The following is a 15185-nucleotide window of genomic DNA, read 5'->3' on the forward strand; positions in this document are numbered from 1 at the left end:
CACCGGGTACTGCGGAACTGGGCGGCTACGGAACACCGGGTATTGCGGAACTGGCTGGCTACGGATTGACCGCAAGCTCCAGGTAGGCCGCGAACAGCACCAGGTGGACGCCGCCTTGCAGCGGTGTCGCCCGCCCCGGCACCACCGTCAGCGAACTCACCACCACCGTCAGGGCGAGCAGCACCATATGGGTGGGGCCGAGGCCGAGGACGAGCGGGCCGGAGAGCCAGAGAGAGGCCAGAGCGACCGCGGGGATGGTCAGGCCGATGCTGGCCATCGCCGAGCCGAGTGCGAGGTTCAGACTGGTCTGCACACGGTCGCGGCGGGCGGAGCGCAGCGCGGCGATCGTCTCGGGAAGCAGCACCAGCAGGGCGATGATCACGCCGACGACGGCGTGCGGAAGGTCGGCCGCCGCCACTCCGGACTCGATGGTGGGCGACACCCCCTTTGCCAGACCGACCACACCGACCAGGGCAAGACCCAGCAGCCCCAGACTGATCAGGGCGGTGCGGCGGGAGGGCGCGTCGGCGTGGTCGTCAGAGGTGATCACGTCGCCCTGCCGGGTGATGGGGAGGAAGTAGTCGCGGTGCCGCACGGTCTGGGTCGTCACGAACAGGCCGTACAGAACCAGCGAGGAGAGCGCGGCGAACGTCAGCTGCACGCTGGAGAACTCCGGGCCCGGCTTGCTCGTGGTGAACGTCGGCAGCACCAGGCTGAGCGTGGCCAGGGTGGCAACGGTCGCGAGGGCGGCGCCGGTGCCCTCGGGGTTGAAGACGGCCGTACGGTGCCGCAGTGAGGCGACCAGCAGGGACAGGCCCACGATGCCGTTGCAGGTGATCATCACGGCTGCGAAGACCGTGTCCCGGGCGAGGGTGGAGCTCTTGTCGCCGCCGTCGGCCATCAGGGTCACGATCAGGGCGACCTCGATGATCGTGACGGCCACGGCAAGGACGAGCGAGCCGAAGGGTTCGCCGACCCGGTGGGCGACCACCTCGGCATGGTGCACGGCGGCCAGCACGGCGCCCGCGAGAACGAGAGTCACCAGCGCGACGACCGCGCCGGGCAGGTCTCGTCCCCAGGTGAAGACCAGCAGGACGATCGCGAGCACCGGCACGAGGAACGTCCACCCGGTGGTGAGCGGCCTGAGCCGAGCGATCATGGAGCGATCGTCGCAGAGGGCTTGGGTGTTCGCATTCCGGTCCGAGTGGTTGTCAGGTGGCCCCGCGCCCTCGGATTGCGGGGCCCCTGTCTGTCGTATGTCGCTACGCGAAATCGGTCGTCTCCTGTACGTCGCAGTCCGTGAAGGACGGCGGCCTGGTGCACAGCGCGGCCATCTGCTCCGCGAACTTGGTCGTCTCGGGGTCGTCGCTGTTGCGCATGGCGTCCTCGTAGGAAGCGAACTCGATCACTACGAGGTAGCGGTTGGCGTGGCCCCGGTCCTTGAGGACGATGCGTCGCGTGGGGCCGCCGCTGCGGCCTGCCATGCGTTGTTCCGTCTCGTGGGCCAGTTCCCGCATCTCGTCGATGCGCTCGGTCTCGAAGTCGATGATCTGCACGAACTTCATGGGTGCGTCCACAGGTGCCTCCACCCCGGCCGTGGTGTCCCCGGGACGGGAACACCCCAGCACCCAACGAAGCACCGGGAGCGGTGCTCGGCAATTCGCTGGGCACCACTCCCGGTGTTGGTTCTTCCTACGTCCGACGTGGTCAGACGTCGATGCTGTCCTTCGGAGCGCCTTCGCTCCGCTCCTGCGCCGCCTCGGCCGCCGCCTTCTTCTTGGAGGCCCTCAGGCTGGTGATCGTGGTGACGATCAGCACGGAGCAGATGACGCCGAGCGAGACCGGAATGCTGATCTCGGGGACGTGCACCCCGGACTCGTGCAGGGCGTGCAGCACCAGCTTGACGCCGATGAAGCCGAGGATGATCGACAGGCCGTAGCTGAGGTGGACCAGCTTCTTCAGCAGGCCACCGATCAGGAAGTACAGCTGCCGCAGACCCATCAGCGCGAAGGCGTTGGCCGTGAACACGATGTAGGGGTCCTGGGTCAGGCCGAAGATCGCCGGGATGGAGTCGAGGGCGAAGAGCACATCGGTGGTACCGATCGCCAGCATCACGACCAGCATCGGGGTCATGACCCGCTTGCCGTTCTCCTGGATCCACAGCTTGGTGCCGTGGTAGCGGTCAGCGACACCGAACCTGCGCTCGGCCGCCTTCAGCAGCTTGTTCTCCTCGAACTCCTCGTCCTCCTCGCCGGCCCGGGCCTCCTGGATGAGCTTCCAGGCGGTCCAGATCAGGAAGGCACCGAAGAGGTAGAACACCCACGCGAAGCTGGCGAGGATCGCCGCACCCGCGGCGATGAAGATCGCCCGCAGCACCAGGGCTATGAGGACACCGACCAGCAGCACTCGCTGCTGATACTGGGACGGCACCGCGAACTTCGCCATGATCAGGACGAAGACGAAGAGGTTGTCGACACTCAGCGACTTCTCGGTGATGAAGCCCGCGAAGAACTCGCCACCGGCCTGTCCGCCGCCGAAGATCAGCAGGCCGAGCCCGAAGAGGCCGGCCAGCGCGATCCAGACAACGGTCCAGATTCCGGCTTCCTTGATCGAGACGTCGTGCGGCTTGCGGCCGATGAAGAAATCGACAGCGATCAGGGCGGCAAGGCCCACGATGGTCAGGACCCATAGGGTCGTGGAAACTTCCACTGCTGCGCCTCCGGCAGTCGTAACGGCAAATGTCAGCGTCGTCGCGCGCCGGAGGTCTCTTCCACCCACTATGGGCCGACGCCCCGGGATCTGGCCGGATCCGTATTGACGGGTACGTCGCAGTGACAGGGAGTACTCCCCTCCGTGCAATGAACAGTACCCCAATTACCAAGGAAAGGTAAAGCGATTGGCAAAAGAAGTGCCAAGTTCGCTGGTCAGATGCCCTTTACCGGTACTTGGCCCGGGCTGCGGCGACCTGCGCGAGCACGTGCTGGAGCACCTGGCTGCCGGGCGGCACGAGCGGGGGCTCGTAGGTCCAGGCGTGCCCCACCCACGGATCGGCGAGGTGATCGTCCGGCGTCGGGGTCAGTCGCATCAGCGAGCGCCACAGCGGGTCGAGCAACGGGCCGTAGGCGGCCGCCTCCTCGCGGTCCGCGACCATCATCAGGTGGACGCCGACGGCCGGACCCTCGTCCGCCAGGTAGCGCAGCTGGTTCACGGCGCGGTCGTCGAACCCGTGCGGGAAGTCGTTGACGATCAGCAGCTGCTCGGAGGTGTCGAAATCGGGCGGCAGTGAGTCGGGGGCACCGCCGCGCACCGCCATCTGGACCAGGTCGACCCGCTGGGTGAGCCGCGCGAGGACCTCCACGACACCGGCCGCGCCCACGGCGGGAGGGGCAGCGAGCACGCCGGTCTGCACCAGCGGTGCGAGTGCCTGGGCACCCGAACCGGCGGGGTCGATGACATGCACGGTGAACTCGCCCGCCGGATAGACGGCGAGCAGCCGTGCGGCGTGCGCCACTGCCGTCTCCATCGCGAGGCGCCGCAGGTCATGGGAGTCCGTGAAGGAGCCGTCGAGCGAGTGGCTGCCTCCGCTGTCGATCCACAGGCCCCGCTCCAGCGGCAACCGGACCAGCATCGGGATGCGCAGCCGGTCGCTCTCGGGCAGGTGGAGGTCGCCCAGGCGCAGGGCCATGGGGATCTCCATCGGTACGCGGTAGCCGTGCCAGACGGGGTTGTCCCAGCGCGCGTAGGCCTGCGGCAGCGCGGGTTCGACGACCTCGGACTCGGCGGTGAGCTGGGCGATGTCCCGGTCGAGCGTCGCCCTGGCCTGGTTGACGAGCTGTGTGTGCTTGGCCTGGGCCGCCTCGCGCGCGGCGTCGCCCTGACCGCCGATCCGGCTGCGCGGGTCCGACAGGACCTGGTCGAGTTCCTTCTCCATACGCGAGTCGGCGAAGTCGACCGCACTGCGGTACGCGGCTGTCGTGCGGGCCAGGTCCTCGAACATGCCCCACACCTGGTTGTAGAGCCGCTCGTCCATGGACCAGCCGGTGGCGTCACCGGCGACGGGCTGCGCGGGCTGCCCGGGCTGGGCCGGGGGTGCGGTCGGCGGGGGCGGCGGCGGAGCCGCGTTCTGCCGGCCGGGGTGGCTGTAGTTGATGCCGCCCGGGGCGGGAGCGGACGGCTGAGCCGGGTCGGTGGCGCCGGTTCCGCCCTGGTACGACGGCTGCGGGGCGGGCTGGCCCGGTATGCCGGGCGCCTGGGTGCCGTACGGGGATGTCGGCGGCGGTGTCGGCTGGTCGGGCGCGCCGGGCGGCTGCGTGCCAAAGGGCGACGTCGGCTGCGACACGGGGCCGGATGTGGCCTGCGGTGCGGGGCCGCCCTGGTCCGGGCCGAGGGCCGGAGCGGCCGCCTGCCGGGAGCGGTCGCCGTCCGTGCGGGGCGGGGGTGCCGGCACCGAGCGGGCCATGCCCTGGGCCACCGCTTCGTTGATGCTGCCGGCAAGTTGCTGGGCCTGGGGCAGTCCCTGGTCGGTGAAGAGGTCGGCGAGGCCGCCGGCGTACCCCTGGCCGATGGCACGTACCTTCCAGGCGTCCTGGCGCCGGTAGACCTCCAGCGCGACGACGGCCGACTCGGCCTCCAGGCCGGTGATGGTGTAGCTGGCGACCTCAGCGCCATCGAGGCCGGTGACCGCGACGAAGGGGGTCGCGACGGCACCGAACCGGGTCGGGCCGCCGGCCCCCGTCGGCAGGGCGAGCAGCACACTGACGCGGTGGACGGCCTCCGGCATGGCATCCAGGTCCACCGCGAGGCGATGGTCGGCGGCCGCCTGCCGGGAGACCTCGAGGCCGGGCAGGGTGGGGGCGCCGGGATGGGCCACCCACTCGACGCCGTGGATCCTGCCCTGCTCGTCGCCGAGCGTGGCCGCAGCCACGATCGGCGTGCCGGCCGAGATCCGGATCTCCAGACGGGCCTGGGAGAGCGGGTGGTTCTGCCCCCGCACCAGCTCGGCCGTCATGCCTTCGTCCCCCCGTGTCGCTTGTCGTGTCGTGGCCCCTCGCCGGGCGGGCTTACAGGTGCGGCAGGATCGCCGGCATCAGGTCCTGGAAGGTACGGCCGTTGGCCGGGGTACCGAGGGCCGTCATCGACCAGCCCGGACCCGAGCGGTGCACCTTCGCCATGATCTGCGCCGTGTACTGGCCGCCGCCGGCCAGCGTGTAGCGGGCGAGCTCCTGGCCGTTGGTCTCGTCGACCAGGCGGCAGAACGCGTTCTGCACCTCCTGGAAGGTCTGGCCCGTGAAGGAGTTCACGGTGAAGACGATCTGGTCGATGTGGACCGGGATGCGCGCCAGGTCGACGAGGATCGCCTCGTCGTCGCCGCCCTGGCCGACACCGCCGACGAGGTTGTCACCGGTGTGCCGAACCGAGCCGTCGTCGCTCACCAGGTGGCGGAAGAAGACGACGTCGACCGGCTGCTTGTCCGCGAACAGGACGGCGGAGGCGTCGAGGTCGACCTCCCGCGTGCGCGAGCCGAACAGGCCGCGCCGGGGAGCCGCCTGCCAGCCGAGACCCATGCGCACCGCGGTCAGGCTGCCGCCGTCGTCCTTCTGCAGACTGATGGCCTGACCCTTGGTCATGTTGACGGTCACGTGCTGATTCCCCTCTCGAGCTGTCCCCTGTTGGCCGCGGAGTCCGCGGATGACGAGAACCCTACGCAGGGGCACTGACAGTGACGTACCCCGGTCCCCACTTTGTGTCGGTCTTGCAACACAGCGAGTACCGGCGTTCGGCCGACGACCTTTCGGGCGGTGCCTCTCAGGCCAAACCCGCCTCCTTCATCTGGCGCAACTCCTTCTTCATCTCGGACACCTCGTCGCGCAGCCGGGCCGCGATCTCGAACTGCAGATCCGCGGCGGCGGCGCGCATACGTTCCGTCAACTCCTCGATCTGCTCGGCGAGATCGGCTGCCGGGCGGTCGGTCGGCACCGTCTCCTTCGCCTTGCCCTTGGCGGCCTTGCCCGCCTTCGTGCCCTTGGCCTTGTCACCGAGGGACGGCACGGGGGCCTTGGTGCCCCGGCCGTCCTTCTTGGCGCGGTACCCCGTGCCCAGCAACTGCTCGGTGTCGACGTCCTCGCGGGCGATCTGCGCGACGATGTCGTTGATCTTCTTGCGCAGCGGCTGGGGGTCGATGCCCTTCGCCGTGTTGTACGCGACCTGCTTCTCCCGGCGGCGGTTGGTCTCGTCGATGGCCTTCTCCATCGCCGGGGTGATCTTGTCTGCGTACATGTGAACCTGGCCGGAGACATTGCGCGCCGCGCGGCCGATGGTCTGGATGAGGGAGGTACCGGAGCGCAGGAAGCCCTCCTTGTCGGCGTCGAGGATCGCCACGAGTGACACCTCGGGCAGGTCGAGACCCTCGCGGAGGAGGTTGATGCCGACCAGGACGTCGAACTCGCCTGCGCGCAGCTCGCGCAGCAGCTCGACGCGGCGCAGGGTGTCGACGTCGCTGTGCAGATATCGCACCTGGATGCCCAGCTCCAGGAAGTAGTCGGTGAGGTCCTCGGCCATCTTCTTGGTGAGGGTGGTGACCAGGACGCGCTCGTCCTTCTCGACACGCACCCGGATCTCGTGCACCAGGTCGTCGATCTGCCCCTCGGTGGGCTTGACGACGACCTCCGGGTCGACCAGGCCGGTCGGGCGGATGATCTGCTCGACGTGACCGTCCCCGCGGGAGAGTTCGTAGTTGCCCGGGGTCGCCGACAGGTAGACCGTCTGCCCGATGCGCTCCTGGAATTCCTCCCACTTCAGCGGGCGGTTGTCGAGGGCGGACGGCAGGCGGAAGCCGTGGTCGACGAGGGTGCGCTTGCGGGAGGCGTCGCCCTCGTACATGGCTCCGATCTGCGGCACGGTGACGTGCGACTCGTCGATGACGAGCAGGAAGTCGTCCGGGAAGTAGTCCAGCAGTGTGTTCGGCGGGGAGCCGGGCGAGCGGCCGTCGAAGTGCATCGAGTAGTTCTCGATACCCGAGCAGGAGCCGATCTGACGGAGCATCTCGAGGTCGTAAGTCGTGCGCATCCGCAGGCGCTGGGCCTCCAGGAGCTTGCCCTGGTTCTCCAGCTCGGAGAGGCGCTCGCCGAGCTCCTTCTCGATGTCGTTGACGGCCCGCTCCAGGCGCTCGGGGCCCGCGACGTAGTGGGTGGCCGGGAAGACGTACAGCTGCTCGTCATCGCTGATGATCTCGCCGGTGAGCGGGTGGAGCGTGGACAGCGCCTCGATCTCGTCGCCGAACATCTCGATGCGGACGGCGAGCTCCTCGTAGACCGGGAAGATCTCGATGGTGTCGCCGCGCACGCGGAAGGTTCCGCGGCTGAAGGCCAGGTCGTTGCGTGTGTACTGGATGTCCACGAAACGGCGCAGCAGCTGGTCCCGGTCGACCTCGTCGCCGACCTTGAGGGGGACCATGCGGTCCACGTACTCCTGCGGCGTACCTAGGCCGTAGATGCAGGAGACCGAGGCGACCACGACGACGTCGCGGCGGGTGAGCAGCGAGTTGGTCGCGGAGTGCCGCAGGCGCTCGACCTCCTCGTTGATCGAGGAGTCCTTCTCGATGTAGGTGTCCGACTGCGGGACGTAGGCCTCGGGCTGGTAGTAGTCGTAGTACGAGACGAAGTACTCGACGGCGTTGTTCGGCAGCAGCTCGCGGAACTCGTTCGCCAGCTGGGCGGCCAGGGTCTTGTTCGGCGCCATCACCAAGGTGGGGCGCTGGAGCTTCTCGATCATCCACGCGGTGGTGGCGGACTTGCCGGTGCCGGTCGCGCCGAGCAGGACGACGTCCTTCTCGCCGGCTTCGACGCGCCGGGCGAGATCGGTGATGGCCTGCGGCTGGTCGCCGCTGGGCTGGTAGGGGCTGACGACCTCGAAGGGCGCCACCGTGCGTTCGATGCTGGAAACGGGCCGCATGGAGTCAACCGTACGACCCCCCACTGACAACGCGGTCCGATCAGTGGTTCTGCGGCGTCCGGGAGCCCCGGTGTTCCTGGTTGCGGCGGGTGCGCAGCTGCGGGCGGCGGGCCTGGTGCGGGACCGTCGTGTGGGCCGGGACGCCCGGCTTGTGCTCGGCGGGGACCACTGCGGGTTTCCCCATGACCGCGTGCGGGTCGAACAGGACGACGGCGCCGGCGACGAGCAGGAAGGCGAGCGGGCCGACCAGCATCGGCGCGAGCAGGCCGGCGGGTGAGTCGCCGGTCGCGGGCGCGTCCGTGCTGTGCAGATGGACGCTGAGGGCCGCCATGCCGGTGTAGTGCATGCCGCTGACGGCGAGGCCCATGACGAGGCTGGCCCCGACGCTCCACATGAGCCCTCGGACCTGCCCGGCGGCCCACAGCGCGGCGGTGGCCGCCACCATCGCTATGGCGACGGAGATGCCGACGGTGAGCGTGTTGTATTCCAGCTTGCCGTGGAGCCTCATGCCGGCCATGCCCAGGTAGTGCATCGAGGCGATGCCCAGGCCGGTGATGGTGCCGCCGGTGAACAGCGCCGTTCCGCGGGCGCCTTTGTAGCCGACGATGAAGATCCCTACGCCGACCATGACGATGGCGACGGCGAGGCTCGCGAACGTCATCGGCTTGTCGTAGTGGATCGGTGTCTCCTTGACCGTGAACCCCATCATCGCGACGAAGTGCATGGTCCATATGCCGGAGCCGATTGCCGCCGAAGCCAGGGCGAGCCAGCCCGGGCGCCAGGACTGCGAGACGAGCATCGATCTGGTGGTGCAGCGCAGGCCGAGCGCGCCGCCGAGGCAGGCCATGAGGTAGGCCACCAGCGGGGTGACGAGTCCGTAGCTGAATCCGTCGACCGTGCCCTGCATACGCAGCTGCCCTTCCCGCCCTCGTACGTCCCGGAATGCTGTGAAAAACGCGCCCCCTCCCAGGACCGCCCGAGCGGTTCAGGGTTGAGGCAGAGAGTAACTCCCACCGGAATGGTCGAACGATTTTCCGGCAAAGAAACACGGGCTTGCCCCAGTTGTGCGGCATGAGTGAAGCGGGGCCGGACCACTCCATTCAATCTGTGGCCATTCTGTACTCCTCCAGCGTTGACCCTCTGCTGCCACAGTTGTGCTGTCCGTGATCGTTCGACGCGAGGAGTACGCATGCACGCGCGCGTTGTAGCCGCCACGACGACCGCAGTCCTGGGAACCGCCGCGCTTCTGCTTCCCGCGCCCCATGCCCGGGCCGGCGCCGAGCGGCCCACGGTCATCGCACATCGAGGGGCCTCCACCTATGCGCCCGAGAACACGCTGGCCGGCGTCGACAAGGCCGCCGAACTGGGCATCAGCTGGGTCGAGAACGACGTGCAGCGCACCAAGGACGGGGAGCTGGTCATCGTCCACGACGACAGCCTGAAGCGCACGACCGACGTGGAGCAGGTCTTCCCCGACCGGGCGCCCTGGAAGGTGAAGGACTTCACCGCCGCCGAGATCGCGCGGCTGGACGCGGGCAGCTGGTTCGGCCCCGCATACGCGGGCGCGCGCGTACCGACGCTGGAGCAGTTCATGGACCGGGTGGAACTGCACCACCAGAAGCTGCTCCTGGAGATCAAGAACCCCGACCTGTACCCGGGCATCGAGCAGCAGACCCTCAAGGCCCTGGACAACGAGGGCTGGCTCGACGCGCCCCACCTGAGCCGGCTGATCGTGCAGAGTTTCAGCGCCGACAGCGTGCGGACCGTCCACGAGCTGAAGCCGGCTGTGAAGACCGGCTTCCTGGGAACGCCGCCCGTCGCGGACCTGTCCTGGTACGCGACCTTCGCCGATCAGATCAACCCCTCGTACACCTCCATCTCCACGGGCTACGTCGATTCCGTCCAGGCGTTCGAAGGGCCGCACGGCAGGCCGCTGGAGGTGTTCACCTGGACCGTGAACGACGCGGACACCGCCCGGCTGGTCGCCGGGTACGGCGTCGACGGGATCATCACCAACAGCCCTGACGTGGTGCGGGACGCCCTGCCCGAGGAGTGAGGGCGTTGTCAGTGGCGGGTCGTACGGTTGGCGCATGGACAGCCATGGGCAGTACGAGCAGCAGGTCGTGTGGGCCGTCGTCGGTACCGACATCGGTCCTCTGATGCTGGCCGCGACCCGCGACGGTCTGGTCAGCGTCGTGTTCCACGCCACGCAGAAGGTGCGCGAGAAGACGCTCGACCGACTGGCGTCCCGACTGGACACCGAGCCGGTCGAGGCGCCCGACTCCCCGCTGCTGGCCGAGGCGATACGGCAGGTGGAGGAGTACTTCGCGGGTACGCGCCGCGACTTCGAGCTGCCGCTGGACTGGTCGCTGATCTCCGGTTTCAACCGTCAGGTGCTGCACGAGCTGGCCTCCGGTGTCCCGTACGGCTCCGTCGTCGGCTACGGCGACTTGGCCGGGCGGGTCGGGCAGCCGGGCGCTGCCCAGGCGGTGGGGATGGCGATGGGCGCCAATCCCCTGCCGGTGGTCGTGCCCTGCCACCGGGTCGTGGAGAGCGACGGCGGCATCGGCGGGTTCGGGGGCGGGCTGGAGACCAAGCGGAAGCTGCTCGCGCTGGAGGGGGTCCTGCCGGAGCCGCTCTTCTGATTTCTCGGTGATCTCCTGATGAGCGTCCGCGGGCTTCACATTCTTCACATCGTGAAGGCCGGGTCTCTCTCGGGGTTGGGCAAGCGGCAGACGAGGGGGAGACTGCGCCTGTGACGACACCTTTCACCCACGCGTACGCGGCCCATTCACTGTGTTGTCCCCTGCCCACCCGCCGGACGGGCCGTACAGCCGGGTGCGCTTCGTGACCGCCGTGGAGCGCCAGGTCGTCGCTCCCATCCCGCCCGACCGGTTGCCTGCACTGCGGCGCCGCATCTCCGGTGTGCTGATCACCACGCAGATCCTGGGCGGCCTGGGCGTCGCCACGGGCATCGCGCTCGCAGCGGTCCTGGCCAAGGAGGTCAGCGGCACCGAGTCGCTGTCCGGGCTCGCGCCCACCGCGACCGTCGCCGGTACTGCGGTGTTGTCGATGCCGCTCGCCGCGCTGATGACCGCGCGAGGGCGACGGCCCGGGCTGGTCCTGGCCTATCTCATCGGCGCCGTGGGCGCGGGTGTCACGGTGCTCGCGGCAAGCATCGGGAGCTTTCCGCTGCTGTTGTGCGGGATGGCGGCGTTCGGCGCGGCCTCGTCGGCGAATCTGCAGGCGCGGTTCGCCGCCGCGGATCTGGCCGAGCCGGAACATCGGGCCCGGGCCATCTCGCTCGTCGTGTGGGCGACCACCATCGGCGCGGTCCTCGGCCCGAACATCGCCGCGCCCGCCGGTCGCAGCGTCACGGGACTCGGGATACCCGCCGCGGCTGGGCCGTTCCTGTGGGCGGCGGGGATCTTCCTGATATCCGCGGTCGTGGTGGCCGTACTGCTCAGACCGGACCCGTTGCTGACGGCACGTGCGCTCGCGCCGGCGGAGGAGCAGTCCCCCGCGGCCCGTTCGCTGCGCGCCGGGGTGGCAGCCGTGGCCGCCTCGCCGCGGGCGCGGCTCGCGGTGGTGACGGTCGCCGTCGCGCACACGGCGATGGTCTCGGTGATGTCGATGACCCCGGTCGATCTCGCGCACCACGGCGCAGGTATCGATCTGATCGGGCTGGTGATCAGCGGGCACATCGCCGGCATGTACGCGTTCGCGCCGCTCATGGGGCGGCTGTCGGACCGGCTGGGGCGGCTGTCCGGGATCGGGCTGGCCGTGGGGCTGCTGGCGTGCGCCGTGTTCGTCGCCGGTACGGCGGGCGGCAGTCATGGGCAGACGGCCTTCGGGCTCTTCGTGCTGGGGCTCGGCTGGTCGGCGGCGCTCGTCTCCGGTTCCGCGCTGCTGACGGACTCCGTGCCGCAGCCCGCCCGTGCCGCCGCGCAAGGGCTGTCGGACCTCGCGATGAACGCCTCCGCCGGCATCGGCGGTGCCGCCGCCGGGCTGGTGGTCGCGCAGGCGAGCTACGCCTGGCTGAACTTCGCCGCCGCATGCCTGCTGCTGCCGTTGGCGGGACTGGCTCTGTTCACCCGGGCCAGGCGAACGGAAAAGGCTCCGGTGGGCGACTGACGTCACGCTGCGTGCAGCCCCGGCCCGCCGAGGCACACGCCGACCGGCCCGGCCCGCGGGGCATGCGTGGCCGGCCCGCCGGCGCCACCCAGGCCAGTCCCCCAGTCCGCGAGCTCTGCCCGCCCAGACCGCCCGGCCCGCAAGCCCTGCCCGCCCAGACCACCCGGCCCGCAAGCCCTGCCCGCCCAGACCACCCGGTCCAAGAGCTCTGCTCGTCGGGGGCTCCCACTGCCCGTCCGCCCCGGACGCGAGCCTTGTCCTCCCAGCTCGCGCGGGCGCCAGCAGACCGAGCGCTTCCGGTAGCCGCAAGGACTGGCCGGAGCCCATCTGCAGCAGCAGACTCGGCCCTACGCACAGCCGCTGGCATCCGACTGGCATCCGGAAGACCCGGGCCGAAGGGACGGCGATCACGCATGAGCGGAAACAGGGCAGTGGCGTATCTCAAGCCGGGCACGGTGGAGGTCAGGACCATCGACTACCCCACGCTCGAGCTCCAGGAGTGCCGGCACGGGGTGATCGCCGCAAGTACGTGCTGAATCCGCATGGGGCGCTGGACGGCGTACGGGCGGCCTGACGTCCCCGGCTGCGACGTTCCCGACTCCGACGTCCCGAGCAGGGGCCACGCGCGCGGGGCCCCCTGCTCGGCGTCCTAGTCGTAGTGCCGGGCCTCGAAGATGTTCCCGTCGGGGTCGCGGAAGTAGAAGCTGCGCTTGGCCTTGCCGCGGGCGCCGAAGGAGTCGTACGAGTACTCCGAGACGGGGACGTCCTGCTCCTCCAGGTGGCTGCGCAGCCCGTGGAAGTCGGCCTCCGGTAGTGACAGGCAGACGTGATTGACCGGGTGTCCCGCGCTGCGGGCGGCGTCGGGGAGCATTTTCATGCGCTCCGCCATGGTCATCGGCATGAGGTCGAGGATGGTCTCGTCGTTGACGCGCACCGAGGGGAAGGGCGCCTCGCCCGCGATGAAGTCCGTGAGCCTGACGGGCAGCATGCCGAGCGTCTTCTCGTAGAACGCGGCCGACGCGGCCGGGTCGCTCACCCAGAGAACCACGTGGTCGAGGCGTGTCGTGTTGTCGGTCATGCATTCCAGGCTGGTGGTGTCTCACACATGCCGCAAGGGTTTGACCCGGTGCGCCGCCCGCCAGAGATGAGGGAAGACCGACGGACAGGAGGCAGGCGCGTGGTGCTGGTGGTGTCGGAAGAGGTACGGGACGCGGTCGACGCGCGTCGACCTGTGGTGGCCCTGGAGTCCACGATCATCGCGCACGGGCTGCCACGCCCCCGCAATCTGCAGGTGGCGCTGGAGCTGGAGGACGTCGTACGGCGGGAGGGCGCCGTACCCGCGACGATCGCCGTGCTGGACGGGCGGCCCCACGTCGGCCTGGACAAGGAGCAGCTCGAGCGGATCGCGAACGAGGACGGGATCCGCAAGCTGGGGCACCGGGATCTGCCGCTCGCGGTGGCCTCCGGGTCGAGCGGTGCGACCACGGTGTCGGCGACGGCGCTGCTGGCGGCGCTGGCGGGCGTACGCGTGTTCGCGACCGGGGGGCTCGGCGGTGTGCACCGGGAGTGGACGGTGACGCAGGACGAGTCGGCCGACCTGGGCCTACTGGCGCGGGCGCGGATCACGGTGGTCTGCGCGGGCGTGAAGTCGATCCTGGACGTCCCGGCGACCCTGCAGCGGCTGGAGACGCTCGGCGTCGCCGTCGCCGGCTACCGCACGGAGCGCTTCCCGGGCTTCTACCTGTCCGACTCGGGGCATCCGGTGGACTGGACGCTCGGGTCGCCGCAGGCGGTGGCCGAGGTGATGCGTGCTCAGGACGCGCTCGACGGACCGGAGTCGGCGCTGATCGTCGCCAACCCGGTGCCGGAGGAGGAGCAGCTGGATCCCGAGCTGCACGCGCGTGTGCTCGCCGACGCACTGCATGCGTGCGAGGAGCAGGGCATTACGGGTCAGGCGGTCACGCCGTTCCTGCTGGACTACTTGGTACGGCACACGGACGGTGCCTCACTGAGCGCCAATCTCGCAGCTGTGCGCGGCAACGTACGGCTGGCGGGGCGCATCGCGGCGGCCTGGGCCGGCGCGTGAGCGAACCAGGGAGGAGGCCCGCCCCGGTCGACGGGCGCGACGGCGCACTGCTGGTCGTCGGTGACGTGGTCACGGACGTCATCGCCCGGCACCGGGGTCCGCTCGCCTCGGGAACGGACACCATGGCGGCCGTCCGGACGGTGCCGGGCGGCGCCGGGGCCAATGTGGCCTGCTGGGCGGCGTACTGGGGCGCTGCCGAAGTGCGGCTGCTGGGGCGGGTGGGAGCGGACGCGGCCGCGTGGCACGAGCGGGCGCTGACCGCGAGCGGAGTACAGCCCTGTCTCGTGGTGGATCCGCAGGCGCCGACCGGGACGGTGATCTGCCTGGTCGACACGGGCGCCGCTGCCGAGCGGACGTTCCTCACCGACAGCGGTGCGTCCCTGCGGCTCGATCCCGGCGACTGGTCGGATGCCCTGCTCGACGGTGTTGCATGGCTGCACCTCTCGGGCTACCTGCTGTTCTCCGAGCCGAGCCGCGCGCTGGTGGCGGCGGCATTGGCGTCCGCACGCGCGCGTGAAGTGCCGGTGAGCATGGACCCGGCGTCGGCGGGCTTCCTGGTGGAGCTGGGCGTCGACCGTTTCCTGGCCCTGGTGGAGGGCTTGGAGATTTTGCTGCCGAGCCGTGATGAGGCGTGCCTGCTCACAGGGCTGTCCGATGCGGTGGACGCGGCGGCCAAGTTGAGTCGCCATGTCCCGCTGGTGGTTGCCAAGCAGGGCGGGGACGGCGCCATGGTGGCGAGGTCGGGCAGTGTCAGCGCCCACGTCCCGGCCATACCGACGGCACCGAGGGACACCACAGGAGCCGGCGACGCCTTCACCGGTGCCTTTCTCGCGGCGCTGCTCGCGGGCGCCGGACCCGAGGACGCGGCGCGGGAGGGGTGCCGGGCAGGTGCGCTGGCGGTGGAGCGGGTGGGCGGAAGGCCGCCCGTGCCGGAGTGACGGCAGCCGAGGTCGACTGAAGCGATGCCGGCTCCCTGGCGGCTGAAGCGACGTCAGCTCTGCGCTGGCTGAAGCTG

Annotated in this window: 14 protein-coding genes; 6 read left to right on the top strand and 8 right to left on the bottom strand. The window is 69.9% G+C overall.

Annotation, left to right across the window (positions count from 1 at the left end):
- Positions 1–58: 58 nt before the first annotated feature.
- From ACFY5C_RS15210 to ACFY5C_RS15240, 7 genes are all read right to left on the bottom strand, one after another.
- Positions 59–1159, bottom strand: coding sequence for a calcium:proton antiporter (locus ACFY5C_RS15210; RefSeq protein ID WP_389444499.1), 1101 nt, complete (start codon positions 1157–1159; stop codon positions 59–61).
- A 103-nt stretch (positions 1160–1262) separates the two neighbouring features.
- Complete coding sequence (locus ACFY5C_RS15215; protein ID WP_389444824.1) at positions 1263–1565, bottom strand: hypothetical protein; 303 nt, start codon at positions 1563–1565, stop codon at positions 1263–1265.
- A 142-nt stretch (positions 1566–1707) separates the two neighbouring features.
- Complete coding sequence (locus tag ACFY5C_RS15220) at positions 1708–2709, bottom strand: TerC/Alx family metal homeostasis membrane protein (RefSeq protein ID WP_369270327.1); 1002 nt, start codon at positions 2707–2709, stop codon at positions 1708–1710.
- A 226-nt stretch (positions 2710–2935) separates the two neighbouring features.
- Positions 2936–5008: a TerD family protein gene (locus ACFY5C_RS15225; RefSeq protein WP_389444501.1), complete on the bottom strand. Its 2073-nt coding sequence runs from the start codon at positions 5006–5008 to the stop codon at positions 2936–2938.
- A gap of 52 nt (positions 5009–5060) precedes the next feature.
- Positions 5061–5639, bottom strand: a complete 579-nt coding sequence (locus ACFY5C_RS15230; RefSeq protein ID WP_389444502.1) for a TerD family protein — start codon at positions 5637–5639, stop codon at positions 5061–5063.
- A gap of 166 nt (positions 5640–5805) precedes the next feature.
- Positions 5806–7950, bottom strand: a complete 2145-nt coding sequence (gene uvrB, locus ACFY5C_RS15235) for an excinuclease ABC subunit UvrB (protein WP_389444503.1) — start codon at positions 7948–7950, stop codon at positions 5806–5808.
- Positions 7951–7990: 40 nt separating this feature from the next.
- Positions 7991–8857 (bottom strand): MHYT domain-containing protein, encoded by an 867-nt coding sequence (locus ACFY5C_RS15240; protein WP_389444505.1) that lies wholly within the window; start codon positions 8855–8857, stop codon positions 7991–7993.
- Between the two features lie 282 nt (positions 8858–9139).
- Between ACFY5C_RS15240 and ACFY5C_RS15245 the strand changes: the two genes are divergently transcribed.
- The 4 genes from ACFY5C_RS15245 (at position 9140) to ACFY5C_RS15260 (ending at position 12620) form a co-directional block, all read left to right on the top strand.
- Complete coding sequence (locus ACFY5C_RS15245; RefSeq protein ID WP_389444507.1) at positions 9140–10006, top strand: glycerophosphodiester phosphodiesterase; 867 nt, start codon at positions 9140–9142, stop codon at positions 10004–10006.
- Positions 10007–10040: 34 nt separating this feature from the next.
- Positions 10041–10595 carry a methylated-DNA--[protein]-cysteine S-methyltransferase gene (locus ACFY5C_RS15250; protein WP_389444509.1) on the top strand — a complete coding sequence of 185 codons (555 nt, stop codon included), beginning with the start codon at positions 10041–10043 and terminating at the stop codon, positions 10593–10595.
- Positions 10596–10797: 202 nt separating this feature from the next.
- On the top strand, positions 10798–12084 hold the full coding sequence (locus ACFY5C_RS15255; RefSeq protein WP_389444510.1) for an MFS transporter: 1287 nt from the start codon (positions 10798–10800) through the stop codon (positions 12082–12084).
- Positions 12085–12497: 413 nt separating this feature from the next.
- Positions 12498–12620, top strand: a complete 123-nt coding sequence (locus tag ACFY5C_RS15260) for a hypothetical protein (protein ID WP_389444511.1) — start codon at positions 12498–12500, stop codon at positions 12618–12620.
- A gap of 113 nt (positions 12621–12733) precedes the next feature.
- Here the strand turns inward: ACFY5C_RS15260 and ACFY5C_RS15265 are convergent, their stop codons facing one another.
- Positions 12734–13162, bottom strand: a complete 429-nt coding sequence (locus ACFY5C_RS15265; protein WP_369270335.1) for a VOC family protein — start codon at positions 13160–13162, stop codon at positions 12734–12736.
- 99 nt (positions 13163–13261) lie between these two features.
- On the opposite strand from ACFY5C_RS15265, the gene ACFY5C_RS15270 reads away from it, so the two are divergent.
- Positions 13262–14170, top strand: a complete 909-nt coding sequence (locus ACFY5C_RS15270) for a pseudouridine-5'-phosphate glycosidase (RefSeq protein ID WP_389444513.1) — start codon at positions 13262–13264, stop codon at positions 14168–14170.
- Positions 14167–15108: a carbohydrate kinase family protein gene (locus ACFY5C_RS15275; RefSeq protein WP_389444515.1), complete on the top strand. Its 942-nt coding sequence runs from the start codon at positions 14167–14169 to the stop codon at positions 15106–15108. Before ACFY5C_RS15270 ends, ACFY5C_RS15275 begins: the two co-directional genes overlap by 4 nt.
- Positions 15109–15185 lie beyond the last annotated feature (77 nt).

The organism is Streptomyces sp. NPDC012935 (assembly GCF_042900345.1).
In the GTDB taxonomy this organism is placed as follows: Bacteria; Actinomycetota; Actinomycetes; order Streptomycetales; family Streptomycetaceae; genus Streptomyces.

Excerpts from the sequence above, each read along its gene's own strand:
- ACFY5C_RS15210 (WP_389444499.1), bottom strand. The coding sequence starts at position 1,159 with ATGATCGCTCGGCTCAGGCCGCTCACCACCGGGTGGACGTTCCTCGTG.
- ACFY5C_RS15215 (WP_389444824.1), bottom strand. The coding sequence starts at position 1,565 with ATGAAGTTCGTGCAGATCATCGACTTCGAGACCGAGCGCATCGACGAG.
- ACFY5C_RS15225 (WP_389444501.1), bottom strand. The coding sequence starts at position 5,008 with ATGACGGCCGAGCTGGTGCGGGGGCAGAACCACCCGCTCTCCCAGGCC.
- uvrB (WP_389444503.1), bottom strand. The coding sequence starts at position 7,950 with ATGCGGCCCGTTTCCAGCATCGAACGCACGGTGGCGCCCTTCGAGGTC.
- ACFY5C_RS15240 (WP_389444505.1), bottom strand. The coding sequence starts at position 8,857 with ATGCAGGGCACGGTCGACGGATTCAGCTACGGACTCGTCACCCCGCTG.
- ACFY5C_RS15245 (WP_389444507.1), top strand. The coding sequence starts at position 9,140 with ATGCACGCGCGCGTTGTAGCCGCCACGACGACCGCAGTCCTGGGAACC.
- ACFY5C_RS15250 (WP_389444509.1), top strand. The coding sequence starts at position 10,041 with ATGGACAGCCATGGGCAGTACGAGCAGCAGGTCGTGTGGGCCGTCGTC.
- ACFY5C_RS15260 (WP_389444511.1), top strand. The coding sequence starts at position 12,498 with ATGAGCGGAAACAGGGCAGTGGCGTATCTCAAGCCGGGCACGGTGGAG.
- ACFY5C_RS15265 (WP_369270335.1), bottom strand. The coding sequence starts at position 13,162 with ATGACCGACAACACGACACGCCTCGACCACGTGGTTCTCTGGGTGAGC.